General features: G+C 68.6%; 20 protein-coding genes and 3 tRNA genes. 9 read left to right on the top strand and 14 right to left on the bottom strand.

The window, feature by feature from the left end; all coding sequences use genetic code 11:
- Window positions 1-567 precede the first annotated feature (567 nt).
- The 3 genes from ASG80_RS06805 to ASG80_RS22830 all read left to right on the top strand — a co-directional run bounded on the left by ASG80_RS06805 (window position 568) and on the right by ASG80_RS22830 (window position 2,707).
- Window positions 568-756, top strand: a complete 189-nt coding sequence (locus ASG80_RS06805) for a hypothetical protein (protein ID WP_156401697.1) — start codon at window positions 568-570, stop codon at window positions 754-756.
- Window positions 757-1,276: 520 nt separating this feature from the next.
- Window positions 1,277-1,468 carry a hypothetical protein gene (locus tag ASG80_RS06800; RefSeq protein WP_156401696.1) on the top strand — a complete coding sequence of 64 codons (192 nt, stop codon included), beginning with the start codon at window positions 1,277-1,279 and terminating at the stop codon, window positions 1,466-1,468.
- A gap of 153 nt (window positions 1,469-1,621) precedes the next feature.
- Entirely contained in the window at window positions 1,622-2,707 is a 1,086-nt protein-coding gene (locus tag ASG80_RS22830) for a tyrosine-type recombinase/integrase (RefSeq protein WP_235508215.1), read from the top strand.
- 167 nt (window positions 2,708-2,874) lie between these two features.
- Here the strand turns inward: ASG80_RS22830 and ASG80_RS06790 are convergent.
- The 7 genes from ASG80_RS06790 to ASG80_RS06760 all read right to left on the bottom strand — a co-directional run bounded on the left by ASG80_RS06790 (window position 2,875) and on the right by ASG80_RS06760 (window position 9,583).
- Window positions 2,875-2,948, bottom strand: a tRNA-Met gene (locus ASG80_RS06790).
- A gap of 37 nt (window positions 2,949-2,985) precedes the next feature.
- A tRNA-Thr gene (locus ASG80_RS06785) sits at window positions 2,986-3,057 on the bottom strand.
- Window positions 3,058-3,143: 86 nt separating this feature from the next.
- Window positions 3,144-3,566, bottom strand: coding sequence for a phage tail protein (locus ASG80_RS06780; protein WP_056729417.1), 423 nt, complete (start codon window positions 3,564-3,566; stop codon window positions 3,144-3,146).
- Window positions 3,567-3,627: 61 nt separating this feature from the next.
- Window positions 3,628-5,490: a glycoside hydrolase family 13 protein gene (locus ASG80_RS06775; RefSeq protein ID WP_056729416.1), complete on the bottom strand. Its 1,863-nt coding sequence runs from the start codon at window positions 5,488-5,490 to the stop codon at window positions 3,628-3,630.
- A 132-nt stretch (window positions 5,491-5,622) separates the two neighbouring features.
- Window positions 5,623-6,546: a sugar ABC transporter permease gene (locus tag ASG80_RS06770; RefSeq protein ID WP_056729428.1), complete on the bottom strand. Its 924-nt coding sequence runs from the start codon at window positions 6,544-6,546 to the stop codon at window positions 5,623-5,625.
- Window positions 6,547-6,611: 65 nt separating this feature from the next.
- On the bottom strand, window positions 6,612-8,231 hold the full coding sequence (locus ASG80_RS06765) for an ABC transporter permease subunit (protein ID WP_056729415.1): 1,620 nt from the start codon (window positions 8,229-8,231) through the stop codon (window positions 6,612-6,614).
- Window positions 8,232-8,356: 125 nt separating this feature from the next.
- Complete coding sequence (locus ASG80_RS06760; protein WP_056729414.1) at window positions 8,357-9,583, bottom strand: maltose ABC transporter substrate-binding protein; 1,227 nt, start codon at window positions 9,581-9,583, stop codon at window positions 8,357-8,359.
- Between the two features lie 273 nt (window positions 9,584-9,856).
- On the opposite strand from ASG80_RS06760, the gene ASG80_RS06755 reads away from it, so the two are divergent.
- Complete coding sequence (locus ASG80_RS06755) at window positions 9,857-11,626, top strand: glycoside hydrolase family 13 protein (RefSeq protein WP_056729413.1); 1,770 nt, start codon at window positions 9,857-9,859, stop codon at window positions 11,624-11,626.
- A 243-nt stretch (window positions 11,627-11,869) separates the two neighbouring features.
- Here the strand turns inward: ASG80_RS06755 and ASG80_RS06750 are convergent, their stop codons facing one another.
- From ASG80_RS06750 to ASG80_RS24000, 6 genes are all read right to left on the bottom strand, one after another.
- A complete protein-coding gene (locus ASG80_RS06750) occupies window positions 11,870-12,766 on the bottom strand; it encodes an endonuclease domain-containing protein (RefSeq protein ID WP_056729412.1) in 897 nt (298 codons plus the stop codon).
- Window positions 12,767-12,939: 173 nt separating this feature from the next.
- The gene (locus ASG80_RS06745) at window positions 12,940-15,054 is read right to left on the bottom strand and encodes a M23 family metallopeptidase (RefSeq protein ID WP_056729411.1); all 2,115 of its coding nucleotides are present in this window, start codon (window positions 15,052-15,054) and stop codon (window positions 12,940-12,942) included.
- A gap of 666 nt (window positions 15,055-15,720) precedes the next feature.
- Complete coding sequence (locus ASG80_RS06740) at window positions 15,721-16,551, bottom strand: inositol monophosphatase family protein (RefSeq protein ID WP_056729410.1); 831 nt, start codon at window positions 16,549-16,551, stop codon at window positions 15,721-15,723.
- A gap of 124 nt (window positions 16,552-16,675) precedes the next feature.
- Window positions 16,676-16,757, bottom strand: a tRNA-Tyr gene (locus ASG80_RS06735).
- A 135-nt stretch (window positions 16,758-16,892) separates the two neighbouring features.
- A complete protein-coding gene (locus ASG80_RS06730; protein ID WP_082589841.1) occupies window positions 16,893-17,615 on the bottom strand; it encodes a PH domain-containing protein in 723 nt (240 codons plus the stop codon).
- Between the two features lie 4 nt (window positions 17,616-17,619).
- Window positions 17,620-17,784 (bottom strand): hypothetical protein, encoded by a 165-nt coding sequence (locus ASG80_RS24000; RefSeq protein WP_164470558.1) that lies wholly within the window; start codon window positions 17,782-17,784, stop codon window positions 17,620-17,622.
- Between the two features lie 278 nt (window positions 17,785-18,062).
- Here ASG80_RS24000 and ASG80_RS06725 point away from each other — a divergent pair, with 278 nt between their 5' ends.
- Entirely contained in the window at window positions 18,063-19,082 is a 1,020-nt protein-coding gene (locus ASG80_RS06725) for a LacI family DNA-binding transcriptional regulator (RefSeq protein ID WP_056729409.1), read from the top strand.
- 33 nt (window positions 19,083-19,115) lie between these two features.
- On the opposite strand, the gene ASG80_RS06720 is transcribed toward ASG80_RS06725, so the two are convergent.
- Entirely contained in the window at window positions 19,116-20,264 is a 1,149-nt protein-coding gene (locus ASG80_RS06720; protein WP_056729408.1) for an ROK family transcriptional regulator, read from the bottom strand.
- Window positions 20,265-20,389: 125 nt separating this feature from the next.
- On the opposite strand from ASG80_RS06720, the gene ASG80_RS06715 reads away from it, so the two are divergent.
- From ASG80_RS06715 to ASG80_RS06700, 4 genes are read left to right on the top strand one after another with little or no spacing between them, the layout of a single operon-like run.
- A complete protein-coding gene (locus tag ASG80_RS06715; RefSeq protein WP_056729407.1) occupies window positions 20,390-22,525 on the top strand; it encodes an alpha-galactosidase in 2,136 nt (711 codons plus the stop codon).
- A 42-nt stretch (window positions 22,526-22,567) separates the two neighbouring features.
- Entirely contained in the window at window positions 22,568-23,890 is a 1,323-nt protein-coding gene (locus tag ASG80_RS06710; RefSeq protein ID WP_082589839.1) for an ABC transporter substrate-binding protein, read from the top strand.
- A gap of 1 nt (window position 23,891) precedes the next feature.
- Window positions 23,892-24,830: a carbohydrate ABC transporter permease gene (locus ASG80_RS06705; protein WP_082589837.1), complete on the top strand. Its 939-nt coding sequence runs from the start codon at window positions 23,892-23,894 to the stop codon at window positions 24,828-24,830.
- Window positions 24,830-25,747: a carbohydrate ABC transporter permease gene (locus ASG80_RS06700; protein WP_056729406.1), complete on the top strand. Its 918-nt coding sequence runs from the start codon at window positions 24,830-24,832 to the stop codon at window positions 25,745-25,747. Before ASG80_RS06705 ends, ASG80_RS06700 begins: the two co-directional genes overlap by 1 nt.
- The last annotated feature ends 28 nt before the right edge of the window (window positions 25,748-25,775 follow it).

Here is a 25,775-nt window from a genome sequence, read left to right as displayed (position 1 = left end):
CCGCGCGACACGCACGACGTCGTCACGGAACTCGGCGGGGTAAGGCTTGGGCACAGCAACATCCTTCCAGGCCGCCCTCACGGGCAAGCCAGATCAGATGTCACCTATCCGTGCAGCAGACCCGCCAAACCCTCTAACCGTCAGGGATGTCCTGATACATCAACTGTCAGAGATGTCCTGATGCAGAACCGTCAGGCATGTCCCGATACATCACACCCGCGGTCGAAATGCGCGATCCTGGCGTGCCCACATTCTGCCCACAACTGCACGAGATCAATTGGACATCGCGGTGATCATGAAGACCGAAGTCCCGCGTATTCACTGGGATCGCGCGTGCTCGGCTCCGAGATTCCGCGGCATCCGGGCCGACTGACAATCGAAGCGTCACCGACACTGAGGGCGTTGGCGGTGCACGCGAGTCCGCGCTACCTAGCGGGTTCACAATGCACAAGTTGCCGAACGCCTACACCGTGGCGAACCAGGGCGACACAGCATGGATCCACGCGTGGGCTACGAATGTCGGACGGCCACGTGAGTATGGTTTCGATAACGGTGGAAGGTGGAACGGTGACCATTACGCTCAATGTCCTGTCGCCCGAGGACATCAGGACTCGGCGTGCCGAGCTCCTTGACTCCATCCATATGTCGTTTCAAGAGCTGAAGGCACGCGGCAGTGTGTTCGCATTGTCTCCGTACGAGCAGGGAATCCTCGACCAGATCCTGGACTTGGATTACCTCGGTGACGGCGACTCGTAGTCTCGAAGACGAGGTTCGAGCGTTTGTCACGAATCTCACAACTACGGTCAGCGGAACACTCCCGGGCATTAACGCTGAACCGTTCACAATCCAACTTGATCGGGCTGGTCGTCACATTACGGTGCGGCAGAGCGCACTTGAAGGAATTCCCCTCGTTGTCGAGGGCCAGCCTCTGCTCAACTTGAAGATCTCGCACCGCTGCGCCTGGAGCTCCGATAGGGAATTCCTGTCCGTCGTAGAGAGCGAGTATGTGCTTCTGTTCATGGGGCTTACGGAGCCGCTCTTTCGCTATCACTTCCGCCGGAAACCAACCGGTGGGCTACCATCGGCTCACCTTCACGTGCATGCCCACCGGGACGAAATGGTGGCAGCGATGCTCGGAGGTAGCGACAGGGGCAGGGTTCGAGAGCGACTGAGACAACTCGGGACCGGCTCATACCCGCGGCTCGCGTCCTTGCATTTCCCACTCGGCGGTCCCCGTTTTCGGCCGAGCTTAGAAGATGTAATCGAGATGGCGCGTGTGGAGTACCAGATTGAGACGCTGCCGACCGCCGATGACGCCCTTGCGAACGGGCGCTTGACGTACCGACAGATGCAGTTGATGGCCGCGGTCAGTGACGATCCCCTAACGGCAGCCGCCGAGCTGGAGCGTCTGGGCTTCGAGGTTGTTCCACCTTCTGGGAACCTGCCGCTGCGCCCCAACGAATACTGAAGCCTTCGGCCCTTCCGGAGACAGACGGGAGCCCGCGGTAAGCCGCTTTGCGGGAAGAAATTCGGACCTGGGGCTCCCGCCGAATCATGGTCGATAGGCTCGAAGTTCATCCGGAAGGGGAGCCCTTGGCGACAGTTGAGCCCTACACGACAAGTGCTGGTAAAGCGCTACCGTGTCCGATATCGCAAGCCGGATCATTCGCAGACGACCAAGCGTGGATTTAGGACCAAGAAGGAAGCTGAACTCTTCCTCGCGAGCGTAGAGCTCGGCAAGGCGGCGGGCACCTACATCGATCCCTCGAGTGGACGGATGACGGTGGGGTCGCTGGGTGCGGCGTGGCTGACATCGCAAACCCACCTCAAGCCCTCGTCGGTAGCCGTCGTCGAATCCGCGTGGCGACTCCACGTCGAACCCGCCTGGGGTCGGGTTCCGGTAGGCGACGTGCGACACAGTGACGTACAGGACTGGGTTGCCCGTCTAAGTTCCGGTGTTGCAGGAAAGTCAAAACCCAAGTCGCCGGCCCTCGTCCATCGCTGTTATGGAGTTCTTGCGGGGATTCTTGATACAGCGGTGAAGGATCGCCGGATTCCGTCCAACCCCGCACGTGGCGTTGGCCTTCCCCGCAAGGTGAGCCGAGAGCATGTCTATCTCAGTCACCGACAGGTCGACCGACGTGCGCGTGCTGCCGGCGATCATTCGACGCTCATTCGGGTGCTTGCATACACGGGTCTTCGATGGTGCGAGGTGAGCGGCCTCCGTGTTGGAGACGTCGACCTCGACAGACGCAGAATCTCAGTGAGTGTCAACGCAGTTCTGGTCGGGGGCAAGGTAGTTCTCGGAACGCCGAAGACTCACAAACGACGGGTCGTTCCGTTTCCCACCTTTCTCGCCGCGCCTCTATCCCAAGCGTGTGCGGACTGTGGACCGAGCTCAATACTCTTCTCCGACAAGTTCGGCAGCCATCTCACAACGCCAACGGTCCGTGAGAACTCGTGGTTCGACAAAGCGTTGAGGGAAGCTGGACTCGAGCCCATGACCGTGCACGATCTCCGTCACACTGCGGCAAGCCTTGCCGTATCCGCCGGGGCGAACGTCAAGGCCGTCCAGCGGATGCTCGGCCACGCCTCTGCAGCGATGACCCTCGACACGTACTCAGACCTGTTCGATGACGACCTCGATGTCGTCGCCACAAGGCTGGGCGAAGCAGCGGTCCAAGCCGGCGTCACCCTTGCGGTCTAACCCCGAGGTGACCGCGCCCGCGGCTTGAGCCCGGTCATCGGCTCATTCGGGCTCACTTTGAATCACCCCAAATTGAACGAAGTGTGGTCAAAATGTGGTCAGAGCAACGACCTGTCGCGGCCAAGCCAACAGAGTTGAGGCCTGAGATCCGCGGAATTCTGCTGTTGTAGCGAGGGCGGGACTCGAACCCGCGACACCACGATTATGAGCCGTGTGCTCTAACCACCTGAGCTACCCCGCCGGGAAGGTTCTTCGAGCATACGCCCGTGCAGAACCAGAGCCCCGAGTCAGGATTGAACTGACGACCCCTTCCTTACCATGGAAGTGCTCTACCACTGAGCTATCGGGGCGCGTGCCGAACTCGGCAACCGTACGAGGATATCACCTCGCCGGGCCTCCTTCGAACCGAGCACGAGAGCGCATCGCCCGCAATACGTCAGCTCTGATCGGCCTCTTCGTAGGCGATGACCACGGCTTCGGTGGACGTCGCGTCGTCGGTCTCGATCGACCGCACGTGGCACTTTCCGAACGAGAAGGTCTCCCTCGGGTTCCCCGATTCATCGCGGGTCATGACCGACACCTCGAACGGGTGGGCGGCCACGTCACGCCCGAGCGCGGCCAGGAACCAGTCGCCGATCGTCGCTGATCGAACAACGATGCCGCGGGTCACGGTGAACTCCCCCGACTTCGCCCGGCCGATCAGGTGTCGAACAACGTACTTCCCGTTCGCGGCCTGCTCCTTGAGCTCGGCCACGTCGGCGGCCGAGAGGCCGGATACCTCGATGACGCCGGGAATCTCGACGCCGTCGATGGTGACGACGAGCTCGTCGCCACGCGGCGAGTCAGGCGGGAGCGACATGTCGTCTCCTCCGTGGTCGAGCAGGCGGATGCCTCATCGTCGCACGGGAAGCATCCGGCCGTCAGCCCCACGCGGGCGCGGCCACGCCCGGCAGCGACCACGCGGCGAAGGCCGGGCCGTCGGCGGCGAGGTGCACGAGACCGTCGGATGCCGCGAGCCGGGCGTCACCGAACAGGGGCGCCGCGGCATCCGTTGCATCCATCGCGGCCGCCGCGACCTCGAGCGTCGCCGCCGTCCGCGCCGCGAACACGAGCACGGATTCCTCCGCCGACTCGCGCACGAACGCGAGCGCGTCCTCCCCCACCGCGAGCCAGCGGATGCCACCGGTTGCGAGCACCGAATGCGCGCGCCGCAGCGCCACGAGCGACGCGTACGTGTCGAGCACGGGCGCGACCGCGGCATCCGCTTCGCTCCCCCACGGGATGGGCGTGCGCGACGCCTCGCCGTCGATGCCCGTGAGCCCGAACTCGTCGCCCGCCCAGACCACGGGGATGCCGGGCAGCGTCACCGCGAGCCCGAACGCCACGGGCACCGTGCCGGACCGCGCCGACGTGCGGAACCGCGGCGTGTCGTGGGTGTCGAGCGCGTTCATCGTCGCGAGGCGCGTGCGCCATGGGAACTCCGCTGCGAACCGCACGTGCGCAGCATGGAAGTCGCGCCCGTCGTAGTTCGGCACGCGCTGCAGGGCGAACCCGATCCCGCCGCCGCCCACGCTGCCGGGCTCCTGCAGCCAGCTCCACAGCGGTCGCGTGAACGGCGTGTATGTCATCGCCCCATCCCACGCGTCCCCCTGGAAGTCGGATGCCGCGTCGTTCGTCGACTCGCCGAGGAGGATGGTGTCGGGGTTCACGTCGAGCATTGTGCGCCGGATCGCCTGCCGCACCTCGGCGTTGAGGTCCTCGCCGCCGAGCCGACCCGTCATGTTCGCGACGTCGATGCGCCAGCCGTCGAGTGAGAACGGCGGCTTCAGGTATCGGGCGACGATCGAGTCGGGCCCCTCGATGAAGCGACGGCGCAGCTCGGGTGAGCTCCAGTCGAACTTGGGCAGGCTCGGCACGCCGAGCCACGACTCGTAGCCGCCATCCTGCGCCTCGTCGCGGAGGTAATAGAAGGAACGCTCGGGCGCCGCCGGGTCGGCCTGCGCCGCGCGGAACCACTCGTGCGCATCGCCCGAGTGGTTCGACGTGAGGTCGCCGATCACGCGGATGCCGCGGCGGTGCGCCTCCTCGACGAGCCGCACGAGCGCGTCGTCGCCGCCGAGCAGCGGGTCGACCGCGTCGAACGTCGATGCGTCGTAGCGGTGGTTCGACCGGGCCGGGAACACCGGCGTGAGATACAGCAGGTTCACGCCGAGTCGCTCGAGGTGGTCCAGGCGCTCGCGCACGCCGTCGAGGTCGCCGCCGAAGAACTGCGCCGAGCGGCCGGGTGGCACCTCGTCGACCGGGTCGGACCAGTCGGCGGGGATCGCCCAATCGGGCGTCGGGCGGGCTGCCGCGGCATCCGACCTCGCGAACCGGTCGGGGAACACCTGGTACAGCACGCTCTCGGCCGCCCACTCAGGCGGCGCGGGGTGCGCGACGAGCCGGTAGTCGTCGTGATCGCGCGTCTCGGTGGTGAACAGGCCGAGCTGGTTCAGCCAGTGCTGCCGCCCGTCCTCCCCCACGAGCAGCCAGCGGTAGCCGTGCACCGGGTTCTCGACCTCGACGGACGCCTCCCACCAGTCCCAGCCGTCGACGGATGCCACGAGGACTGCCTCGCTGAACCGCGGCTCCCGATTCGGATTCGACCGCGTGCCCACCCACGCGAGCGCGCCGAAGTCCTTCGGCACCCGCAGCCGCACGCGCACCGTCTCACCGAGCGCGGGCGCCTGCGTCGAGACGTGCAGCGGGGATCCGTCGTGGTGCGGCAGGGGTCGCTCAGGCATCCTCATCCCTCACTTTGTGGTGTGCAGAATTCAGGAACGCGTGTGCAGTAGGTACCCGTGAGGCCGCGCGAAACCGTACGCCGACGGGCATCCGCGCACACCCGTTCCTGAATTCCGAAACGCTACGCTACTTCACTTCACGGCGCCGGCGGTCAGGCCGCCGACGATGTACTTCTGCAGGAAGAGGAACAGCGCCACGACCGGCAGCGCCGCCATCACGGCACCGGCCGAGAACGCGCTCCAGTCGGCATATCGTGGGTTCGAGACGAGCTTCGTGAGGCCCACGGCCAGCGTCTGCTTCTCGGTGTCGATGAGCAGCACGGATGCCACGGCGAACTCGTTGACCGTGAAGATGAACGACAGCAGGGCCACGACCGCGAGGATCGGGGCCGCGAGGCGCACGATGATCGTGAAGAAGATGCGGGCATGGCCAGCGCCGTCGATCTTCGCGGCCTCGTCGATCGACGCCGGGATCGTGTTGAAGAAGCCGTACATCAGGAAGGTGTTCACGCCGAGCGCACCGCCGAGGTACACCATGATGAGGCCGATCTGCGTGTTCAGGCCGATGGCCGGGAACCAGTCCGCAATCGCGCTCATGAGTAGGAAGATCGCGACGACCGCGAGCATCTGCGGGAACATCTGAATCACGACGATGGAGATGAGGCCGAACCGGCGTCCGGTGAAGCGCATGCGCGAGAAGGAGTACGCCGCGAGGCCGCCGAGGAAGACGGTGCCGATGGCGGTGGCGGCGGCGATGATCAGGGTGTTCCCGAACCATTGAGGGTACGGCACCTGGGGATCCGTGAGGATGCGCACATAACTCTCGAGGCCGATGCTCGAGAACAGGGCATTCGAACCCGTCAGCGTGCCCTGCGGGTTGAGCGACGACGAGATCACGAAGACGATCGGGAAGAGCGCGAACAGCGTCATGACGATGCCGACGATGTGACGCCAGCCGGTCGCCCGGAACCATCGCCCGAACTTGAACGGGCGCTTGACCGGGACACCCCGCGGGTGCGCGGCACGCTCCGCCTCGAGGTCGAGGCCCGACGCCATGATCTCGGCCTCGACGACGGGGGCCTCGACCCAGGAGCGGTGTTCCTTGGTGGGCTTCTTGGCCATCAGTTCAGCTCCTCGAGCGACTTGGTGCGACGGAAGGCGATGATCGCAATCACCGAGACCACGATGAAGATGATGATCGAGTACGCGCTCGCGAGGCCGTAGTCACGCGACTGCCCGGTGAAAGCCACCTTGTAGACCATCGTGATCAGGATGTCGGTGAAGCCGACGGGGATCGGCGCATTCGAATCTCGTGGACCGCCGTCGGTCAACATGTAGATCACGTTGAAGTTGTTGAAGTTGAACGCGAACGACGCGATCAACAGCGGCGCCACCGTCACGAGCAGGAGCGGCAGCTTGATCAGCCGGAACACCGCCCAGGGCTTGGCGCCGTCGACGGTCGCCGCCTCCTGGATATCGTCGGGGATCGACTGCAGGGCGCCCATGCACACGAGGAACATGTAAGGGAAGCCGAGCCACAGGTTCACGATGAGCACCGAGACCTTGGCCATGAAGGGGTCGGTGAGCCAGGGCACTTCGGCCCCGCCGAGCAGGACTTGGTTTATGAAGCCGAAGCTCTCGTTCATCATGCCTCGCCAGATGAGGGCGGAGAGGAACGTCGGGATCGCGTACGGCAGGATCATCAGCACGCGGTAGTACCGGCGGCCCCTCATGCGCAGGTCGTTGAAGACGATCGCGAGGAAGAGTCCGAGGAAGAACGTCGACGCGACCGAGATCAACGCGAACGCGAAGGTCCACAGCGTGACATAGACGAGCGGTTCCGCGAGCCGCTCGTCGGTGACGGCGCGCACGAAGTTGTCGAATCCGACCGTGATCTGCCAGCCCGGCAGCAGTTCCTCGCCGCTCTCGGAGGTGAAGGCACCGGTGCCGATGTCGGAATAGACCGTGCCTGTCGTGACATCCGTCATCGTGCCGGCGGCCTCGTCGTATTCGAGGGTCGACACGTACTGGTACGCGGTCGAGCCGTCGGGCGTGCGGAGCGCTCCGTCGTTGGGGTCGTCGGAGAACGGCACGGCGAGCTCGGTGATCTCGTCGGTGCGGGCGAGCACATCGGCGAAACTGAGGGATGTCCAGCCGTCGGTCGCGACGGCCTTGCCGCCTTCCATGTCGGCGTCGACCGGCTCCAGCGGCCTGTCATTGGTACCGACGTAGGCATCACCGTCTGGGTCGGTCGCGAGGAGGCCGAGCGTGCCGAGCTGGTCCACGACAGTGACGGGGTAGGTGGGCGAGTCTTCGACGCGCTGGAGCGACGACGCCATGAGCGACGAGACCGCCTGCTCCTGCGAGCCGTTGTGGCCCGTGCCGTAATTGGTGAAGGCGATGTACCCCGTGTAGACGAGCACGAACACCTGGAACAGCACCAGGAAGATGATGCCGGGGGTGAGGTACTTCGCCGGCAGCTTCCTGCGCGAGAAGTAGATCCAGTTCACGACGGCGGCCACCAGCGCGACCACCGCCGCGACCAGCCACTGCCCGCCCATGACGAGCACGAACACGGCGGACACCGCGATGGCGTCGAGGATACCGAGGAGCACGAGCTTGAGCACGAGCATCTTGATGCCGCCGGATGCCGCATCCGCGATGTTCGCGGCCTGCCGCTGTCGCTTGGTGGGTCGCTGCGGCGCCTTGGCGGCGACCTCTTCGTCGATCGTGCTGCTCATCCTGCTCGCTCTTCTCGTCCGTTATAGCAGGTTGAGGAGCGGCCGCGGGAGGCGGCGCGTCTCGAGACCGGCTGGTCTCGAGGCGCGTCGCGCTCCGCGCGGCGCTCCTCGACCTGCGATCGGGGTTACTTGATGGCGGCCTGCACGTCGCTGGTCAGCTTCTGCCAGGTCGGGACGGGGTCGGCACCGTTGATGATGTCGGCCTCGGCGATGCCCCAGTACTGCCACACCGAACCCATGGCGGGGATGGCGGGCATCGGCACGGCCTCGGCACCGACGGCGGCGAAGCCCGCGATGATCGGGTCGCTCGACGCGGTCTCGGCCGCGGCCGAGAGGGCGGGGAGGATGTTGCCGGCCTCGAAGAGCTCGAGCTGCACGTCCTCCGTGCCGATGTAGTTGACGAGGAAGTCGTTCGCAGCGACCTTGTTGTCCGACTCGGCCGAGATGAAGAAGCCCTTCACGCCGGCGAACGGCGAGGCAACCTCGGGGCCGGGGCTCGGCACGGTGTCGATCGCGACGTTGATGCCGCCGTCGATCGCGGCGCCCACATTCCACGGACCGGTCAGCCAGAATGCCGACTTGCCGGTGAGGAAGCTCTCCTTGGCGATGTCACTGGTGATGTCGGTGTTGAAGGCGCCGGTGCCGTTCTTGCCCTGGCTGCCGAGCCACGTGGCGAACTGCTCGCCGCCCGTGTTTCCGAGCTGCAGGTCGGTGGGGTCGTAGCCCTCAGCACCGCTGCCGAACACCGGGGAGCCGAACGCGGTCTGGAACGGGTAGAGGTGGTAGGGGTTGCCCTCTGCGCCCTGCTCCACCACGAAGGGCTGCGTGAGGCCGGCGGCCTGGCCCTTGGCGATCATGTCGTCGAAGCTCGTGGCGGGCTCGGGAACGAGATCGGCGTTGCGGAGCATCGCGATGTTCTCGACCGCATACGGGAGCATGTAGGTGGTGCCCTCGTAGGTCGACGCGTCGACCGCAACGGGGAGGTAGTCGCCGGCGGAGTCGCCGAGCTCGATCGGCGCGACGACGCCGTTCGTCGAGAGCTCGCCCAGCCAGTCGTGCGCGCCCATCGTGATGTCGGGGCCCTTGCCGGTCGGCACCTGCTGGATGAAGTCGTCCTTGATGTCGGCGACGTCCTTACCGACGATGTCGACCTCGACGCCGGTCTTCTCGGTGTAGGCGTCGGCCGCGCCCTTCAGCGCGTCGACGCGCTCGGCGTCGACCCAGACCGTGAGCGTGCCGCTCGACGTCGCGTCATCCGAGGTGTCGCCGCCGCCGGCGCAGCCCGCGAGGCCCAGCGTCACCACGACCGCGGCGGCCCCGGCAGCGAGGAGGCCCTTCTTGTTCACCCTCATTGGTGTGCCCTTCTCAGTGTGCGTGAGATCGGCGCCTTCGCCAAGGTGAGGGAGCTGTGATCCCCGTTCCGATCTCGGAACCGCGCACCGTGCCCGAAAGGCCGTTCTTCCGTTTGGAGTGCTCGCAGATATGCAAGCGATTACAGGTATACCGTGCATGACGTTCATTACCAAACCGGAGAGCCAGCATTGATACCGGTTCGTAACCATGGCGTGACACGCTGATGATGTAAGCGTTTCCATGCTGTAACGAGATGTCGTACAGTTTCCGTCATGACTTCCGAGTGGTGGCGCACCGCCGCGATCTACCAGATCTACCCACGGTCCTTCGCCGACGCGAACGGCGACGGCATGGGCGACCTCGCCGGCATCACCAGCCGACTGGGCGACCTGCAGGACCTCGGCATCGACGCCATCTGGCTCTCCCCCTTCTACACGTCGCCGCAGCGCGACGCCGGCTACGACGTCGCCGACTACTGCGACGTCGACCCGCGCTTCGGCACCCTCGCCGATTTCGACGCCATGCTAGCCGAAGCGCACGCCCGCGGCATCCGCGTCATCATCGATCTCGTGCCGAACCATTCGTCCGACGAGCACGAGTGGTTCCAGGCCGCGCTCGCGGCGCCGGCCGGCAGCCGCGAGCGCGGGCGCTATCTCTTCCGCGACGGCGGCGGCCCCGGTGGTGACGAGCCGCCGAACAACTGGGAGTCGGTCTTCGGCGGCCCCGCGTGGACCCGTGTCATCGAGTCCGACGGCACGCTGGGCCAGTGGTACCTGCACCTCTTCGACAGCTCGCAGCCCGACTTCGACTGGACCAATGAGGAGGTGCGCGAGGAATTCCGACGCATCCTCCGCTTCTGGCTCGACCGCGGTGTCGACGGCTTCCGGGTGGACGTGGCGCACGGCATGGTCAAGGCCGAGGGCCTGCCCGACTACACGCCGCCCGCCGAGGGCGGCAGCATGGGCGGCGCCGGCGGTGTTTCGGTCGGCGAGACCGTAGGCGCGACTGTCGGCGCGACCGTCGGTGCGACGGTCGGTGGGACGGTCTTCGCGACGGTGGGCGCCGACGCCACCGGCGTCGCGCTCGAGCCCGAGATCTCGACGGAGCCCGGCGCCCTCGCACCCTACTGGGGCCAGGAGGGCGTGCACGAGATCTACCGCGACTGGCGTGCGCTCCTCGACGAGTATCCGGGTGAACGCATCCTCGCCGCGGAGGCGTGGGTCGACCCGCTCCCCCGCGTCGCGAAGTGGGTGCGCCCAGACGAGATGCACCAGGCGTTCAACTTCGCCTACCTCGAGACGCCGTGGAACGCGGCAGCGCTGCGCCAGGTGATCGACGACTCGCTCGAGGCGTTCGCCGCGGTCGGGGCGCCGTCGACCTGGGTGCTATCCAACCACGACGTGGTGCGACACGCCACGCGCCTCTCGGTCACCGAGGCCAACCCGCAGGGCCATGGCCTCGGCCCCCGCTCGAAGGGCCTGCCCGAGTACGCGCCCGGTCTGCGGCGCGCTCGCGCCGCGACGGCACTCATGCTCTCCCTGCCCGGCTCCTCCTACCTCTACCAGGGCGAGGAGCTCGGCCTTCCCGAGGTCATCCACCTGCCCGACGACGCCCGTCAGGATCCGACGTGGTTCCGCACGGACGGCGAGCGCTACGGCCGCGACGGATGCCGCGTGCCGATCCCGTGGGAGGCCGACGCGCCCACCTACGGCTTCGGCCCCGACGGCGACCCGTGGCTCCCGCAGCCAGAGCAGTGGGGCGAGCTCGCCCGCGATCGCCAGCGCGGCGTGCCCGCGTCGACCCTCTCGCTCTACCGGGACGCGCTGCGACTGCGGCGCCAGCACGACCTCGGAGCCGGATCGCTCGAGTGGCTGCCCGGGTTCCCCTCGGACGCGGTCGCCCTGCGCAACGGCGACGTCGTCGTGGTTGCGAACACTGGCGCCGAGCCGGTCGAGCTGCCCGACGGCGAAGTGATGCTCGCGAGCGGGCCGCTCGAGGGCCGCTCGCTGCCGCACGACACCACGGCCTGGCTGCGCGCGTAGTCGTCGAGCGGATGCCGCGCGGCGGCGCCGCGCCCTCTCGCCGCGGCGCCCGCCGGCGGCATCCGCCCGCGCCGTCCGCCCATCCGCTGGTCCGCCGCACTCGCTCGCCCGCGGCATCCGCTGTCCTGCAGCCTCTCCTCGCGGTCGCCGTGATGCGAAAGCACATGAGAATCCGCATTTCGGTGCCCCCACAGCACCCATCGGCGGCATTCTCATGCGCTTTCTCGGCTTCGGAAGCCTGGTTCACGCGGGGATCGCCGGATGCGGCCCCGCGCCGAGCCACCGATGCTCGCCCCGCGCGACGAGCGCGAGGATCCCCGCCCGCGCGCGATCCCATTCGTGCATGACCTGCCGGTAGCTCAGCCGAAGCACCACGTAGCCGCGTGTGACGAGCTCGAAGTCGCGACGTCGGTCCTCCTCGAACGCCTCCCCGGTGTGGAACGCCTTCCCGTCGAGCTCGATGACGAGGCGGTCCCCCACGAGCACGTCCACTCGCCCGACTCCGTCGATCTCGACCTGGACGCGATGAGGGATCCGCTTCGACCGCAGCAGCAACCGGATCATCGTCTCGAGACCCGACTGGCTCTCGGGGTCGACCCGGTCGATCAGGTGACGGCGGGTCTTCGGCATCCACTCGCGGACCCTGTCGAGGTGTCCGAGATCGAGCTCCTGTCGCTCGAGCGCCGAGTCGATGGTCACGAGTGCGCTCGAGGCATCCGTGCACGTGAACATCTCCGCGAGCGCGGCGGTGAGCGGATCCCTCGCGCGATCGAAGCCGCCACGACTGCGGTAGTGCAGGCAGACGCGGTGCTTCACGCGATCGACTGGCAGCCGTCGGTCGTGGGGCGCGGAGAGGCGCCCGGTCGACGACCGCACACGCACATGCAGCATGCCGTCGTCGAGCAGCCAGAGCCGGTGCATGCGCGCCACGGATGCCGCGGTCGCGACGCCGCCGACCCGGACCGCGCGAATCAGGTCGGGATGCGCGCCGGGCACCGCGAACCAGCCGTTCCTCACCCGGAGGATCGAGCCGCGTCGAACCGCGGCCTCGACGTCAGCCCGGCTGAACCCGGCATGATCGAACGCGGTATGCGGAAGGACGCCGCTGTTGGCGCGGAGGTACTGGGCGACGGAGGACACGACACCGAGTGTGCCGATCGCGGCGGCCGCACGACGGTCTGTCGCGCTGATCTGTGGACAACCCGCCGAAACCGCAGGAGATTCCACGTGATGGTTCCGCCTGAGGCCCTGTGATGCGGATCCCCATGCGTTCTTCCGCGCGACGGCGCCACCCGGACGGAGCCGGACGGGTGCTAGTTCGTATTGGCGTAGAGCCACTCGAGCGGGTCGATCTTGGTGCCGTCGACGCCGCCGACGCGGATCTCGAAGTGGAGGTGCGGGCCGGTCGACATGCCGGTGTCGCCCGTGGTGCCGATGACGTCCGCGACGTGCACCGTGTCGCCGACCTCGAAGCGGCGCGAGTCGTACTCCATGTGCGCGTAGACGCTGGTGATGAGCTCGCCGTCGATCATGTGGTCGATCATCATCACGACGCCCAGCGAGCCGCCTTCGTCCGTCGACACGGCGACGGTGCCGTCGGCGATCGCCTGGATCTCGGCACCGAGTCCGGGGTTGAAGTCCTGGCCGCCGTGGTTGCTCGAGCAGCCGTAGCAGTCGCGGTATCCGAACCGGTCGCCGATGTGCACGCCGACCGCGAACGGCCACTGGATCGTGCCGGCCGGGTTGTTCGTGAATGTCGCTTCGGGGCGGATGCCGGCAGCGCGCGCGTACTCCTCGATGGTCTGGCTCTCGTAGCCCTCGCGCTGCATGCTCTGGGCGACGATGTCGCCGTTCACCACTACGCGCTGCCCGTCCAACGTGTCGCCGCCGTAATTCGCGAGCGCCAGCGCCTGCACGTCGGCGGGCGACAGCAGCGACAGCGACGGGATCGTCGTGGCGATCGCGAGGAGCGCCGCGAAGCTCATCGCCACCACGCTCACGACACGGCCGGCGGCGCCCCGTCGGCGTGCGGGGACGGATGCCCCGGGGCGCGTGCCGGGGCGAGTGGCCGGCTGCGGTGACCAGGACCGGGCCGGGCGGGCCGCGGGGGCCGGGGTGTCGTTGCGGGGGAAGTCGCGCCGTGATTCCGCGCTGCGGTCGGACGTGCGATCGCTCGCGGGCGCGGCGTCGAGCGACGGGTGGTGCCGGAGTGGCTCGGGGATCGATCCGAAACCGAGCAGGTCGGAGACCTCGGCGACGTCGGCGGGCAACTCGGCCGCGGCCGGGGACCCTTCGGGGCGGCTGCCGCGGCGCAGTTGCAGTTCGAGGTTGAGGGGCGCCGGCGCGGGAGCGGCTGACGGACCGGCTGCCGGCAGTGCGCCGGCGGCCGCGGCGACCGCCACCGCGAAACCGGCGGTCGGGTCGACGGGCGGGACGACCGCGGATGCCGCGCGGCCCTCCACTGCCGAGCGTGCGGGTGCCGCGGTTGCTCCGTGGGGCGCGGCCGCCCCGGGCCCGCCGTGGAGTCCGGATGCCGCGAGCCCCGCGAGTCCCGACGTGGTCGCCGCAGATCCGGCGTCGGCCGCCAGGGCTGACGCCGCCGACGCCGCGGCTCCGGTCCCATTCACGAGGAACGCGAGGTCGCCGTCGACGAGCTCGGGTGCCGCGGGAACAGCAGCACCGCGCCGCGGTCCAGGTGCCTTCGAGGAGGCCGAGCGCTTCGCGCCCTTCTCGGGCTTCTCGGGCTTCTCGGGCTTCGAGATCCTCGCCGCCTTCGCGGCCTTCGCCGCCTTGCGGTCGGCTCTGCCGCCTCGGCCACCGCGGCGATCGTTGCCGCCCTCTTCGTCGGGATCGACGGGGTCGTTATCGAGCCCAGAGAACAACGCGTCGAAACCGGCGGGCTCCTCTCGCCGGGAGGAACGGCCCGAGGAACGGCTGCCGGAAACGGAGGAGGCCGAGCTGCGACCGACGGGGCGGTCGACCTGCTCGGCCTCGAGGTGCGGGGTCGCCTCGACTGCAGCCCGGCGCCGGAGCGCGGGCGCTTCGAGTGTTTCGTGGGGTGCGACATCCGTGCCGCCGAAGATGGCGTCGAACCCGGGTCGTTGCGGCGTCGGCTGCGGCGCGATCGGCGTCGCCGCGTTGTGCGAGGCGACAGGATGCTGCAGGGCGATCGGCTGCACGGCCGCCGGCTGCTGGGCGATCGGCTGCTGCTGGGCGACCGGCTGCGTGGCCGCGGGCTGGTGCGGATATCGCGCCGGCTGCGGGGTCGTCGGCGCCGCGGGAGTCACGAGCGGCTGGTACACCGCTGCCGGCTGGATTGACGAGTACGCGGCCTGCTCGGGCGCGTGCACCGCTGCCGGCTGGATTGACGAGTATGCGGCCTGCTCGGGTGCGTGCGCCGCGCCCGGCTGCGCCGGATACTGCGGCACGGCAGCCTGCGTCGGATACTGCGGCGCCGAACCCTGCGTCGGATACTGCGGCGCCGAACCCTGAGCCGGATACTGCGGCGCCGAACCCTGAGCCGGATACTGCGAGACGGACGTCGACCCGTACGCGGCAGGCGCGCCGACCGGCGGAGGAGAGGCCTGCCCTAGCTGCCATGACGCCGGGTACGCCGCCTCAGGCGATCCATGCGATACCGGCGGTGCCGGTGCGGTCTGCGCGGCGCCCGCCTCAGCGTACGCCGACTCGAGCCGGAACGCCTCGGCCGCCTCTCGTTCCCGGATCTCCCGTCGCGTCAGGGGTCGCTCAGGCCGCAAAGGGACCTGTGTGCCTGGCGCAGAACCGTCGGGCACGAGGGGGGACTCGAGCACGTGGGGGACCTTCGGCGTATCGGGGGCGGAACGGGACAGGGAGGTGAGCATCCCGACCCTGCGTCGAGATAACGGGTTGGTAAAGACTAACCGTTCTCGTGGGCGTTCGCCACGAGCGTCGGCGAGTTCCGTCGCTCGCGGCTCGCCCGGACCGCGACATCCGCATCAGTCCGCGGATGTCGCGACGAGAACTCGCGCGATCGCGTCGCGACCCCGGCGAGTGCGCGCCGAAGACCGCTGCACGCACGGCCGCAGAGGGCACGGACGCGCCCGCAGCCGCCCTCAGGCGTCGATGCCCGCCGCCCGCAGCGCCGCGGCGAGCTCCTCGTACAGCACGGGCGGCGCGGCGACGAGCAACTCGCTGTTCTCGCGGCCACCGTACGGCCCGCCGACGCGGGCGCCCGCCTCGCGGGCGATGAGTGCGCCGGCGGCGTGGTCCCACGCGTTGAGCCCGTGCTCGTAGAACGCGTCGAGCCGGCCGGCGGCGACGGCGCAGAGGTCGAGCGCGGCCGACCCGATGCGGCGGATGTCGCGCACCTTCGGCAGCAGTTCGAGGAGCACTGTCGCCTGCTCGCGTCGACGCTCAGCGGCATACCCGAACCCGGTGCCGACGAGCGCGGATCCGAGCGACACGTCGGCGTTCACGGCGAGTTCACGCCCCGCCAGGCTGGCACCGCCGCCCGCGGTCGCCTCGAAGAGCTCGCCGGTGACCGGGTTCACGACGACCCCGGCCAGGGTCGTGCCCTCGACCTCGCCGCCGCCCGCACCCTCGACCACGGCGATGCTGACCGCCCAGGCCGGAATGCCGTAGAGGAAGTTGACGGTGCCGTCGATCGGGTCGATGACCCAGTCGACGCCGCTCGTGCCGATGTGGGTGGCGTCCTCCTCGCCGACGATGCCGTCGTCGGGTCGCGCATCGAGGATGAGCGAGCGGATCAGCGTCTCGGTGTCACGGTCGACGGCGGTCACGACATCCGTCGGCGTCGACTTCGTCGCGACGACGCTCACCCCCGCCCGCCGTGCGTCGAGCGCGAACTCCGCGGCCCGTACGGCGAAATCGCGGGCGAGGTCGAGCAGGGCGGCGGATGCGACGGATGCGACGTGCTGGCTCATGCCCTCACGCTACGCCAGCACGTCGCCGGCGGCCCGCCGCGCGGGCGCGCCGAGGTACCGCCCCCATGCCGCCAGACCGTGCCCGAGAACGACGAAAGCCCCGGATCACCGGGGCTTCCACACGTGGCGAGTGAGGGATTCGAACCCCCGAAGTCGTAGACAGCTGATTTACAGTCAGATCCCTTTGGCCGCTTGGGTAACTCGCCAGTCGCACCCGACCGCGTTCCGCACACAACCGGGGGCCTGTCAAGAATACCCGCGGACTGGCGTGGCGAGAAATCAGCGCCGATGAGCGGATGCCGCAGGGTCGAACGCCACGCAGATCGCGCGTCGTGGGGCCCTCAGCCCTCGGCGCGCCACCACGGCACGTCGATCGGGGCGGTGTCGGCGTTCGGCGCGACGGGGGCCGTGTCGGCGTTCGGCGTGACGGGGGCGGTCTGGCCCCCGGGGGCCGGCATGACCGGGGCAGTCTGGGCCGCCTGGGCGGCTGCAGCGGCGCTCTGGGCGGCCGCGGCGGCCTGGGCGGCCCGGTCGGCGCGGCTCATCGTGCGCGCCCCACCGGCGCCACGCAGACCGGATCGCTGGATGACCCGCTGGATCGTGAGCCCGCGCTGGGTCGGGGAGCCGACGTAGCGGATCTCCCGGAGCCCTTGCTCCTGAGCCGCCGACTCGAACACGAAGTGCCCGTAGTTGAAGATGCGGCCGAGGATCGGAACGTGCACCGAGATGTCGAGGATGCGCGAGATCGGCATCGTGGCCACGTGCTGCGAGAGGATGCCGTGCACCCGGAACACCCGCATGTTCGTGATCACGAAGCGGTCCATTCGCATGCCGAGCATGCGCCACAGTGCGTGCAGGAGCAGTGCCAGCGCCCCGAACAGCGGGACCCAGTACGCACTCGAGGGCAGCCAGAATACGAGCAGCAGCACCGGGATGATCGCGAACAGTTCGAGGATTGGGCCGAAGACGGCGGCCCAGTGCTTGTACACCTCGTCGATGATCACCTCGCCCTCGTCGGCGATGAGGTATCGATCGACGTGGGGATCGAGCGTGAAGACGCTCATGGCGTCACGTGGCGAGGGAAGTGAAGAACCGGCCCACCGCTTGGACTCCGCCCCACACCGCTCCGACCGCGCCCTCCACGGCGTTCGCGGCATCCTCGGGGCGTGTGATCAGGTAGAAGAGGGCGAAGAGCACGACCAGTGCCAGAGCGATGCGCCTGACCCACTTCATGGCGTGCTTCCTTCCTACGGCGACGGTGGGCGACTACCCCCGCGGGCAGGCCAATAGACAGATGCCTTTCTACCGCACGCGGGCGACTGCCGGCAACGGCCCGCCCGGCGCGGCGCGATCATTCCCACGCGATCGTCAGACGCCGACGTCGGCCGAGCCGAGGGCCGTAGGCGCCCCTCGATCGCACCAGCGCCCTTGCCTCGACCGCCCCGCGACCGGCCCGCACCGGCCCAGGCGATAGGATTTCCCTGACTCGGCGAGGCCGGGAATGAGGAGCCATGGCCGGCATCGAAGAGGTCGCGAAGCTCGCGGGGGTCTCCACCGCGACGGTTTCGCGCGCCCTCAGCGGGCGCGGGCACGTCTCCCCGGGGTCGAAGGCGAAGGTGGTCGAGGCCGCCGCCCGGCTCGGCTACGTGGTCTCGTCGAACGCGTCGAGCCTCGCGTCAGGGCGTACCCGCAACATCGGCGTCGTGATCCCGTTCCTCAACCGATGGTTCTTCTCGTCGGTGCTCGAGGGTGCCCAGCAGGCGCTGCTCCGCAGCGGCTACGACCTCACCCTCTACAACCTGTCGGGCGACGGTCAGGAACGCTCGAGCGTCTTCGAGCATTTCCTGCTGCGCCAGCGGGTCGACGCCGTCATCGCAGTGTCGCTCGAGCTCACCGAGCCGGAGGTGGCACGCCTCCATGACCTCGGCAAGCCCCTCGTCGGCGTCGGCGGCCCGATCCCCGGGGTGCGCACGCTCACGATCGACGACGTCGCGGTCGCGCGGCTCGCCACCGAGCACCTCATCGGCCTCGGACACACGCGCATCGCGCACATCGGCGGCCAACTGGAGTTCGACCTCGACTTCCACCTGCCCACGAACCGCCGCATCGGCTACGAAGAGGCGTTGCGCGACGCAGGCGTCGAGGTCGACCAGCGGCTGTTCGCGCCGGCCGACTTCACGATCCGCGGCGGCTACCACGCCGCCAAGCAGCTGCTCGGCGTGCCCCGCGACCGCCCGACCGCGATCTTCGCGGCATCCGACGAGATGGCGATCGGATCGATCCTCGCTGCCCGCGACCTCGGCCTCGTGGTGCCGCGCGACGTCTCGATCATCGGAGTCGATGACCACGACCTCGCCGACTTCTTCGGGCTCTCGACCGTGGCGCAGTTCCCGCGCCTGCAGGGCGAGAAAGCCGTCGAGATCCTCATGGAGCAGCTCGAGCCCGACGCAGATGCCGCGCCGCCCGCCGCGACGCCGCTGCCCTACGAGCTCCGCGTGCGCTCATCGACGGCGAGGCCGCCCGAGCGCTGACGCATCTCGCCCGCGACCGCCGCATGCCGCGACCTACGCCGGCAGCCGCAGCCGCCCCAGCGCCGCCTGGATCGCCACCGCCGCGGCGCCCCGCGCCCACGACACGAAGCCCGCGTCGTCGACGTGCACCTCGACGGGAGTCGCCTCGGCGTCGCGGTCCTCGGCGAGAGCGGCGAGCGCGACGTCGCCGACCACGTTCCAGAGCCCGACGCCCTCGCCCGACAGCACGATCGTGTCGACCATGGCGATGTTGGCGATGCCGGCCATCATGCGGCCGAGCGCGCGGCCGGCGGCGGCGGTGACCGACACGGCGAGCGGATGCCCCTCCCGGGCGAGTCGCAGCACCTCGTCGTAGTCCACCTCATGGCCGAGCGCGATGCCGAGTTGGGCGGTGATGCTCGGGATCGACAACATCGCGGTGGAGCATCCGCGGTGTCCGTCGCCGCAGAGCGGCCCGTTGGGGTCGAGCGGCAGGTGCCCGCCGAGGCCGAGTCCCGAGTCGGGCGTGGTGATCACGCGGTCGTGGACGACGAGCCCGTAGCCGACGCCCGCCCCGATGGTGACGACGGCGAACGCGGGTCGTCCCCGCACGTCGCCGAACCACTGCTCGGCGGTCGTGAGCGCGGTGACGTCGTTCTCGATCGTGACCGGGATCCCGAGCTCGCGCTCGAGCAGGTCGGCGAGCGCCACGTCACGCCACCCGAGGAACGGCGCGCGGGTGACGACGCGCTGCCCCGCCACGTTGCCGCCGATGCTGACGCCCAGCCCGGAGACCTCCACCCCGTCGCCGTCGCGGAGCTCCACCACGAGGTCGGCCACCGCCGCGACGACGGCGTCGACCTCGTGCGCGGCGAGCCGCCGCTCACCCTTATCGAGCGCGCCCGCGCGCAGGTCGGTGATGACGCCGAAGGCCGACTCGCCCGCGAGCTTCACCCCGACGAAACGGCGCGAGTCGACCTGCACGTCGAGCGGCGTGGCAGGGCGACCGGTCGCGCCCTGCACGGTCTCCGACGCCTCGATGAACCAGCCGCGGTCGAGGAAGGGCTTGCTGAGCCGCGTGAGGCTCGCCGGCGAGAGCCCGAGGCGGCGACCGAGCTCCGCACGTGAGATCGGGCCGTGGATGAGCACCTCCCGCGCGAGCTCGCGCGCCGATGCGCTGACCTCGGCCTGGTGCTCCGCCATCGGTGAACCCTCCCACGTTTGTTTCATTCTGACACGAAGCAGAGGAATCCGATCCACTCCACGCGCCCGGGACACCTGGATTCACCGGGTTGACAACTTAGTTATTTCTGTCATAGAAATAACTCATGCAGCGCAGCTCCGGGCTCCTCCACCTCCGCAACGGGGGAACCAGCGTCATCCTCGACGCCCGTCATGCCCCCCTGCCCGTGATCGTCTTCTGGGGGGCCGACCAGGGAGCGCTGGCCGAGGCAGAGCTCGCCGCGCTCGGCACGGCGGCGCTGCCGCAGCGGGTCTCGGGCGGGCTCGACCAGCCGGCGCCGCTCACGCTCATCCCGCAGGAGTCCTCGGGCTGGCTCGGCACGCCGGGTCTCGCCGGCCACCGCAACGGCCGGCACTTCTCGACCAAGCTCGTCACCGAGGCGATCGACGTCGACGAGGCATCCGCCCGCGCCGTCGTCATCGCAGCGGATGCCGCAGCCGGCCTTGCGGCCACGATCACGCTCGAGGTGACCCCCTCGGGCCTCCTCCGCCAGCGCATCACCCTCGAGAACCGCGCCGCCGAGCCGTACACGCTCGTCGCGCTCACGACGACGTTCCCCGTGCCGGGCGACGTCGACGAGCTCCTCGACACCACCGGCCGCCACCTGCGAGAGCGTTCGCCGCAGCGGCACGCCTTCACGATCGGCACGCACGTGCGCGAGAGCCGTCGCGGACGCCCCGGGTCAGACGCGAGCCTCGTGCTCGCCGCGGGTCGCGCGGGCTTCGGCTTCGAGCGCGGCCTCGTGCACGCCGTGCACGTGGCCTGGAGCGGCAACCACCGGCTCGTCGCCGAGCGGACGCCGACGGCCGAGTCGTTCCTGTCGGCCGGGGAGCTCCTCGGCTCCGGCGAGATCGTGCTCGGCGAAGGCGAGGCCTACACGACGCCATGGACGATCGGATCGTGGGGCGACGGACTCAACGAGCTGTCACGGCGCTTCCACGACGACCTGCGCGCCCGCCCGCAGCATCCGCGACGCCCTCGCCCCGTGACGCTGAACACCTGGGAGGCCGTCTACTTCGACCACGACCTCGACACGCTCGTCGCACTCGCCGAGCGTGCGGCCGCCGTGGGCGTCGAGCGGTTCGTGCTCGACGACGGCTGGTTCCGCGGCCGTCGCGACGACACCGCGGGCCTCGGTGACTGGTACGTCGACGAGGGCGTCTGGCCGGCCGGCCTCGGGCCGCTCATCGAGAAGGTCCGTGGGCTCGGCATGGAGTTCGGCCTCTGGGTCGAGCCCGAGATGGTCAACCTCGACAGCGAGCTCGCCCGCGAGCACCCCGACTGGATCCTGCGCGGCCGCGACGAACTGCCGGTGCCCGCCCGGCAGCAGTACGTGCTCGACCTCGCCAACGAGGGCGCCTGGCAGTACCTCCTCGAGCGGCTCGACAGCCTGCTCGACGAGCACGACATCGCCTACCTGAAGTGGGACCACAACCGTGACCTGCTCGAGGCGGGCGCCGCCGATTCGGGCCGCGCTCGGGTGCACGACAACGTCGAGGCGCTGTATCGCCTGCTCGCTGCGCTGAAGCGCCGCCACCCCGACCTCGAGATCGAGTCGTGCGCGTCGGGCGGCGCCCGAGTCGACCTCGGCATCCTCGAGCACACCGACCGAATCTGGACGAGCGACACCCTCGACCCCGTCGAACGCCTGCAGATCCAGCGTTACACGAGCCTCATCGTTCCGCCCGAGATCATGGGGGCGCACCTCACGAGCCCCACCGTGCACTCCACCGGGCGGCAGGTCTCGCTCGACCTCAGCGCGGGGGTCGCGATGCTCGGCCACCTCGGCATCGAGTGGGACCTCACCGCGCTCGACGACGCTGGCCTCGCCGCAGTGGCCCGCTGGGTCGAGCTGCACAAGCGTCACCGTGCACTCATCCACACCGGGGTGCTCGTGCACGGCGACACTCCGGATGCCACGACCGACGTGCGCGGCGTCGTGGCCCGCGACGGGGCATCCGCTCTCTTCACCTTCACGCAGGTCGCGACCAGCGTGACCTACCCGCCCGGCCGCTTCACGCTGCCGGGCCTCGACGACGACCGCCGATACACCGTGCGGATCGCAGCGGGCAGCGTGGCCGACGGGCCGGGCCAGTCGCCGCTCCCCTGGGCCGAGCAGCCGATCACGCTGACCGGCCGGCAGCTCGGCACGGTCGGCATGCATGCCCCCGTGCTGTTCCCCGCGCAGCTCGTGCTGCTCGAACTCACCACGACCGACTGACCCACCACGAGCTCCACCGAGTACAGCGCAAGGAGGCGCATCATGACGGACGAGACCACTCGGACGATCCCGCATCGGAGACGACGCACGAGACCACGGCGAGCGCTCGCCGCGGCATCCGCCATCGCCCTCGGCGGCCTGCTGCTCTCGGGCTGCGCGACGCCCGGCGACGGCGACGTCGTCACGCTCGACTTCTTCCAGTTCAAGGGCGAGGCGCTCGAGGACTTCTCGAAGATCATCGAGGACTTCGAGGCGGAGAACCCCGACATCCGAATCGTGCAGAACCAGGTCGCCGACGCCGACACGATGATCCGCACCCTGCTCGTGAAGGACAAGGCGCCCGACGTCATCACGCTGAACGCCAACGGCGGGTTCGGCCGACTCGCGCAAGCGGGGGTGTTCTACGACTTCTCCGATGAGCCCGTGCTCGACACGATCAACCCGGCCGTGCAGGAGATCCTCGCCAACCTCGGCAACAAGGAGGGCGAGGTCAACGGCCTCGGCTACGTGAACAACGCGAACGGCGTCATCTACAACCGTGCGATCTTCGAGGAGCAGGGGCTGGAGGTGCCCGAGACCTGGGACGAGTTCATCGCCGTGTGCGACGCGCTGCAGGATGCCGGGATCACGCCGTTCTACGGCACCCTCGCGGACTCGTGGACCGGGCTGCCCTCGTTCAACGCCCTCGGCGCCTACCCGGCGCAGGGTGACTTCTTCGACCAGATGCGCGAGGAGGGCGAGAACGTCGGGCCCGATTCGGAGGTCTCCTTCCAGAAGGACTTCCACGAGGCGATGGAGCAGCAGTACGAGCTCTTCAGCTACACGCAGGAGGGGTATCGCGGCAAGACGTACGACGACGGCAATGCCGCCTTCGCCAACGGCGAGGTCGCGATGCTCATGCAGGGCATCTGGGCGATCAACCCGATCAAGGCGGTCAACCCCGAGATCGACGCGGCCATCTTCCCCTACCCGGTCAGCGACGACCCCGACGACCGCCTGCTCGTCTCCGGCGTCGACGTCGTGGTCACGATGGGCGAGGACACGCCCCACCAGGAGGAGGCACTGCGCTTCATCGACTACCTCTTCGAGAAGGACGTGATCGAGGAGTTCGCGGCATCCCAGAACATGGTGCCTTCCGTTGAGGGAGCCGAGCTCAGCGACGACGCAGCGATCCAGTCCGTGAAGCCCTGGTTCGACGAGGGGAAGATCACCGGCTTCATCGACCACCAGATCCCGCCGAGCATCCCACTCGCCGCGATCGACCAGCAGTTCCTCTTCGACGGCGACGTGGATGCCGCGCTCGCCACCCTCGACAGCGAGTGGCGCAAGGTCGCCGCGCGCACGATCCCAGTGACGGGAGAATGACATGACGACGCTCACCGAAGCCGTGCGCACCTCGGCGTCCGGAGGCACCACGCGCGGACGCGCGACCCGCACCCGGACCGGCGCCAGGCGCGCGCTGCCCGCCTACTACTGGATGGTCTGGCCGGCCGTCATCGCCTTCGCCGCCTTCCACACCGTCCCGGTGCTCGTGGGCATCTTCTTCAGCTTCACGAACTACGCCGGATACGGGGACTGGAACTTCGTCGGCCTCTCGAACTACGCGAACCTCTTCAAGGACGACCGCGTGCTGGCCGCGTACGGGTTCTCGTTCCTGTTCGCGATCGCCGCGACGATCCTCACGAACGCGATCTCGCTCGTCATCGCACTCGCACTGAACGCGAAGATCAAGGCCCGCAGCTTCTGGCGCGGCGTCTACTTCGTGCCGTACGTGCTCGCGATCCTGGTCATCGGCTATGTGTTCCAGTTCTTCTTCTCGAACTCGCTGCCCAAGCTCCTCTCGGGCATCCCGCTGTTCCGCGACAACATCCTCACCAATCCCGACTGGGCCTGGACGGCGATCGTGGCCCTTGCGGTCTGGCAGGCGTGCGCGTTCACGATCATCATCTACCTCTCGGGGCTGCAGACGATTCCGGCGGAGCTCTACGAGGCCGCGTCCCTCGACGGGGCGAAGCCATGGCGCCAGTTCACATCGATCACCTTCCCGCTCATCAGCGCCTTCTTCACGATCAACGTCGTGCTGAGCCTGAAGGGCTTCCTGCAGGTGTTCGACCCGATCGTCGCCCTCACGAACGGCGGCCCGGGCACCTCGACGGAGTCGGTGACATTGCTCATCTTCCGCGGCGGGTTCTCGGGCGGCGAGTTCGCCTACCAGACGGCCAACGCGGTGATCTTCTTCATCGTGATCACGGTCGTGTCGCTCTTCCAGTTCCGGGTCCTTCAGCGCAGAGAGGCCGATTTCTGATGACCACCGCAACCAACACCGCCAGCCAGCTCGAGTCGGAGGTCGACGCCGTCACCGCCGTCGAAGGCCGCAAGCGGCATGGCGATCGCGAGGACGACACCCGTCGCGTCAACTGGTGGGCCACCGCGCTCATCGCCGTGTGCTCGCTGACGATCCTCATCCCGCTGTACCTCGCCGTCGTCGTCTCCCTGAAGACGCCCGACCAGCTGGTGAGCGGCACGGGCTTCGAATGGCCGAACCCGGTGCGGTGGGAGAACTTCCCCGAGGCGTGGGAACGCACGAACTTCCCGCAGGCGCTCTTCAACACGGCGCTCATCACGGTGGGCTCGGTGGTGTTCACGCTCCTGACGAGCTCGGTCGTGGCGTATGCGCTCGCACGCAACATCCATCGCCCGTTCTTCAAGGGCGTGTTCTTCTACCTCCTCGCCGCCCTGTTCATCCCGTTCCCGATCATCATGCTGCCGCTCGTGAAGCAGACCGCGATCCTCGGGCTCGACAACCAGGCCGGCATGATCATCCTGTACACGATCTACGGATTGTCGCTGAACATCTTCATCTACACCGCCTACATCCGGTCGATCCCGATCGAGTTGGAGGAGGCGGCACGGGTCGACGGCGCGAGCACCTGGCGGGTGTTCCGGTCGGTGATCTTCCCGTTGCTGATGCCCATGAACGCGACGGTCGGCATCCTCACGTGCGTGTGGGCCTGGAACGACTTCATCATGCCGCTCGTGGTGCTGACCGATCCCGCCGCTCGCACGCTGCCCCTGGCCCAGTACGTGTTCCAAGGGCAGTTCAACACCGACTACACGGTGGCGTTCGCGTCGTACCTCATGGCGATGGCGCCGCTCCTGATCGTGTACATCTTCTCGCAGCGCTGGGTGATCTCCGGCGTCACGCGGGGCTCGATCAAGTAGGCGAAACGACGACAGGCCGGTGAAGAGT

Source organism: Agromyces sp. Soil535 (assembly GCF_001428255.1).
Taxonomy (GTDB): Bacteria; Actinomycetota; Actinomycetes; order Actinomycetales; family Microbacteriaceae; genus Agromyces.
This window is presented reverse-complemented; position numbering and strand designations above follow the sequence as displayed.

What these genes read in the sequence shown, in the direction of transcription:
- ASG80_RS06725 (WP_056729409.1), top strand. Translation starts at nt 18,063, where the DNA reads ATGGCCGGCATCGAAGAGGTCGCGAAGCTCGCGGGGGTCTCCACCGCG.
- ASG80_RS06775 (WP_056729416.1), bottom strand. Translation starts at nt 5,490, where the DNA reads ATGCCTGAGCGACCCCTGCCGCACCACGACGGATCCCCGCTGCACGTC.
- ASG80_RS06780 (WP_056729417.1), bottom strand. Translation starts at nt 3,566, where the DNA reads ATGTCGCTCCCGCCTGACTCGCCGCGTGGCGACGAGCTCGTCGTCACC.
- ASG80_RS06740 (WP_056729410.1), bottom strand. Translation starts at nt 16,551, where the DNA reads ATGAGCCAGCACGTCGCATCCGTCGCATCCGCCGCCCTGCTCGACCTC.
- ASG80_RS06755 (WP_056729413.1), top strand. Translation starts at nt 9,857, where the DNA reads ATGACTTCCGAGTGGTGGCGCACCGCCGCGATCTACCAGATCTACCCA.
- ASG80_RS06730 (WP_082589841.1), bottom strand. Translation starts at nt 17,615, where the DNA reads ATGAGCGTCTTCACGCTCGATCCCCACGTCGATCGATACCTCATCGCC.
- ASG80_RS06765 (WP_056729415.1), bottom strand. Translation starts at nt 8,231, where the DNA reads ATGAGCAGCACGATCGACGAAGAGGTCGCCGCCAAGGCGCCGCAGCGA.
- ASG80_RS06710 (WP_082589839.1), top strand. Translation starts at nt 22,568, where the DNA reads ATGACGGACGAGACCACTCGGACGATCCCGCATCGGAGACGACGCACG.
- ASG80_RS06715 (WP_056729407.1), top strand. Translation starts at nt 20,390, where the DNA reads ATGCAGCGCAGCTCCGGGCTCCTCCACCTCCGCAACGGGGGAACCAGC.
- ASG80_RS06720 (WP_056729408.1), bottom strand. Translation starts at nt 20,264, where the DNA reads ATGGCGGAGCACCAGGCCGAGGTCAGCGCATCGGCGCGCGAGCTCGCG.
- ASG80_RS06700 (WP_056729406.1), top strand. Translation starts at nt 24,830, where the DNA reads ATGACCACCGCAACCAACACCGCCAGCCAGCTCGAGTCGGAGGTCGAC.
- ASG80_RS24000 (WP_164470558.1), bottom strand. Translation starts at nt 17,784, where the DNA reads ATGAAGTGGGTCAGGCGCATCGCTCTGGCACTGGTCGTGCTCTTCGCC.
- ASG80_RS06760 (WP_056729414.1), bottom strand. Translation starts at nt 9,583, where the DNA reads ATGAGGGTGAACAAGAAGGGCCTCCTCGCTGCCGGGGCCGCCGCGGTC.
- ASG80_RS06770 (WP_056729428.1), bottom strand. Translation starts at nt 6,546, where the DNA reads ATGGCGTCGGGCCTCGACCTCGAGGCGGAGCGTGCCGCGCACCCGCGG.
- ASG80_RS06705 (WP_082589837.1), top strand. Translation starts at nt 23,892, where the DNA reads ATGACGACGCTCACCGAAGCCGTGCGCACCTCGGCGTCCGGAGGCACC.